Origin of the sequence: Chitinophaga sp., assembly GCF_036566945.1 — a bacterium.
GTDB lineage: Bacteria > Bacteroidota > Bacteroidia > Chitinophagales > Chitinophagaceae > Chitinophaga.
Genome location: NZ_DATCVJ010000284.1, coordinates 1 through 3,089 on the forward strand (window position 1 = coordinate 1; position 3,089 = coordinate 3,089).

At 45.3% G+C, this 3,089-nt stretch carries 3 protein-coding genes; all 3 read left to right on the forward strand.

The features are described from left to right. Positions 1-135: 135 nt before the first annotated feature. The 3 genes from VIP81_RS08445 (at position 136) to VIP81_RS08455 (ending at position 2,808) form a co-directional block, all read left to right on the forward strand. Positions 136-1,473 carry a PepSY-associated TM helix domain-containing protein gene (locus tag VIP81_RS08445; RefSeq protein ID WP_331958390.1) on the forward strand — a complete coding sequence of 446 codons (1,338 nt, stop codon included), beginning with the start codon at positions 136-138 and terminating at the stop codon, positions 1,471-1,473. Positions 1,474-1,913: 440 nt separating this feature from the next. Beyond that, a complete protein-coding gene (locus VIP81_RS08450) occupies positions 1,914-2,279 on the forward strand; it encodes a DUF7674 family protein (protein ID WP_331958393.1) in 366 nt (121 codons plus the stop codon). Further along, the gene (locus VIP81_RS08455; protein WP_331958396.1) at positions 2,266-2,808 is read left to right on the forward strand and encodes an N-acetyltransferase; all 543 of its coding nucleotides are present in this window, start codon (positions 2,266-2,268) and stop codon (positions 2,806-2,808) included. The genes VIP81_RS08450 and VIP81_RS08455 overlap by 14 nt, the downstream gene beginning before the upstream one ends. Positions 2,809-3,089: the final 281 nt, after the last annotated feature.

The following is a 3,089-nucleotide window of genomic DNA, read 5'->3' on the forward strand; positions in this document are numbered from 1 at the left end:
CTAAATCAGTATAATCCTGAGTAAGACAAAAACTCGCTTAGACCCCAAAAATTCCGCAATCCATAAATCATTTTCCGCTTTCGCTCCTGCAATACCCCGCGCGTGTAGTTACTTTGTGCCACGACCGATTTGAATATGAAAGTTTTTTTTAGACGCATTCACTTATACCTGGGCCTTACTGCCGGCCTGGTCATCACCATCAGCTGTTTAACCGGCGCATTACTGGTATTTGAAAAAGAGTTAACGGAAGCGTTTAACCGCGACCGCTACTATGTGCAGGCCGCTGGTGAGCGCTTATCATTGGATAAAGTCGCCGAAATGGTAAAGCAGCAGGTGCCTGGTGCAGGGATTTCCCGCATACAGGTATTTGCAGATCCTACCCGTAGCCTGCAGGTACAGCTGGATGAAGGAAAGAAAGGTGGAAAAAAAGAAGGGAAACGAGAAGGCAAACGGGAAGGAAGAGCAGGCGCTAATGAAAACGCTAATATAACAGCGGGTGGAAAAGCAGGTGAGGAAGGGAATGAAGAGGTGAAGACAACTGCGAAAGAAGAGGAAAAAGGAGCTGTCCGCGGCGAAAAGAAGAAGGCTGCTGGTGGCGAAAAAGAGGCCGCTAAAAAAGAGAAAGGCCGTACCGCCTTTGTGAACCCCTACACCGGCCAGGTGATAGAATTATACAGCTATCAAAAAACTTTTTATTATCAGATATTTTCCCTGCATCGCTGGCTGCTGGCTGGTCCTACAGGTAAAGTCATTACCGGCGCCAGCACCCTGATATTTGTATTTATCCTGATCACCGGCATCATACTGTGGTGGCCTAAAACACGCAACATTTTTAAGCAACGCATTAAAGTGAAATGGGATGGAGGCTGGAAACGCCTGAACCACGACTTGCACGTAGTGCTGGGCTTTTATGCTGCTATATTCCTTTTTGTATCTGCTTTTACCGGTTTAACCTGGTCGTATGAGTGGTTCAGCAATGGGCTATACGCCGTGTTGGGTACTTCTCCCAAACCAACGGCCGCGCCGGTATCGGCGGCAGCTGTGGTAACAGAAAGCAAGCATATTTCTTATGAATCGGCATTGGCTACCGTGAAACAAAATGTGCCGGATGCTATCTTTTATGCGCTGTCGGCGCCGAAAGACAGTACCGCGGCTTTTATGGTGAGCCTGCTCCCGGCAGATGCCATGCAGGAAGCAGCTACCACTACTTACTACCTGGATCAGTTCAGCGGAAAGGTGTTGCAATCACAAACTTTTGCACAAAGAAACCTTGGACAAAAGATCCGGGCCTCCATTAAACCACTCCATACCGGGGCTATTTTTGGTACCCCGTCTAAAATATTTGCGCTGATGGTGGCCTTGCTGGGCGTTATTTTCCCAACAACTGGTACCATCATGTGGCTCAATAGAACCAGGAAAAAGAAAAAGACAACAAAGTCTCCGGCCATTTCCCGGGAAAGCGCCGCCGCATAAACAGCATATTCACTGTATAAGAAAGAGGTTATCTCAACAGCTGAGGTAACCTTTTTTTTGCAGCACAGTGATAGTCGGGCCATCATAGAGCAGCCGGCAATGATAGCCGCGGTCTGTTTATGTTGTCGTATATATGTTGACCGCCACTTACTTATATTTTCCGTTTCTGAAAACACCCTTCAGAAACGGTAGGCTTTTTCCCGTTTTTTCCGGTACCCGCCTTTAACATTTTCTTTGCAAACCCTTGCCCATACTAAGTTTTAACATTCCTTGCGCGGAATATGGAATAGCATTTGGCATATACTAAGAAATGTAACAACAATGCGAGCCTATCCAAAGCCGCCGATACCTAATCATAAAGCGATGTATTATATAGCTATCGGCGTAATTACGGTTTCTATTCTTGCAGAAATATTGCACAAAGTATAAAACGATGATCCATGATTAATCAATATGAAGTACCGGCCTGTATTGAAGATACCATACCGGCATTAAAAAAAGCATTACACCAGTTTCCCGCTGTTTTTCATATATACGATACCGTTAGTTGCCTGAGTGAATATACCGACCGGCAGCTTCGGGAACAAAATTTCCAGGTAGCAGATAAATGTTTGCAACTGGCTGGTAAATTATATGAACGTGGTAATACGGTGGTAAGAGAAGCCATCACCCGTGTTTTTTTACCGGTACTCTGCAGCATTCCGCTGGCAGATGCCGTGAGTAGAATCCGGATGTATTCCCTTATTCCAGATTCATTATATCCTCTTTATATACAACATCAACTTACAGGTAATGGAAACAGATGAAGAAATTGTCGTCCGACTGGCTACGGCCATGGACGTTGATTTTGCAATACCCATAGTAGCGGAGATGGAAGCATCTGCCAAAGCAAGGGGTACAGGTATCGCCAAAAGAGATCCGGCCGCTATCAGGAAAAAGATCCTGGAAGGAAAAGCAGTGATCGCCTTTACGGCCGATGGTATCTGGGCGGGATTCTCCTACATACAATCATGGGAACAAGGCCGCTTCGTATCCAACAGCGGATTGATTGTGGCGCCGGCCTTTCGTGGATTGAAGGTAGCTGCCGCCATTAAAAGTAAAATATTCGAGTTAAGCAAAGTGCAGTATCCGACTGCAAAAATATTTAGTATCACCACCGGTTTAGCTGTCATGAAGTTAAATACCAGACTAGGTTTCGAACCGGTAACATACGATCAGATTACAAATGACCCGCTCTTTTGGGAGGGGTGTAAAAGTTGTGTGAACTATCCTATCCTGGCAGGAAAAAATTATAAGAATTGTTTGTGTACTGCCATGCTGTTCCATCCTCAGTAAATGCGAAACGGGAAAACCCTTTACGGTGAAAATTACAGCCAATAACTTCAAACCGGCGATGCCTTTGCATTGCCGGTTTTCCTGCGTCAGGATGATCAAACGCGGTTTTTCTTCCCTATCTTTATGGCCCAAATCCTATCCTTATGCGCTTAGTACCTTTGTTTGCTTTTTGTGCACTGTTAGCCTCCTGCCATTTGACAGGGAATAAAGACAGTCAATCAGCGAAACTCAGTTTATCCAGTATTTATAACGCCGACTCTGTAAAGTTTGTAGCAGGTAAT

Bases quoted from the DNA above. Each gene is read 5' to 3' on its own strand.
- VIP81_RS08445 (WP_331958390.1), top strand. From the start codon at position 136: ATGAAAGTTTTTTTTAGACGCATTCACTTATACCTGGGCCTTACTGCC.
- VIP81_RS08450 (WP_331958393.1), top strand. From the start codon at position 1,914: ATGATTAATCAATATGAAGTACCGGCCTGTATTGAAGATACCATACCG.
- VIP81_RS08455 (WP_331958396.1), top strand. From the start codon at position 2,266: ATGGAAACAGATGAAGAAATTGTCGTCCGACTGGCTACGGCCATGGAC.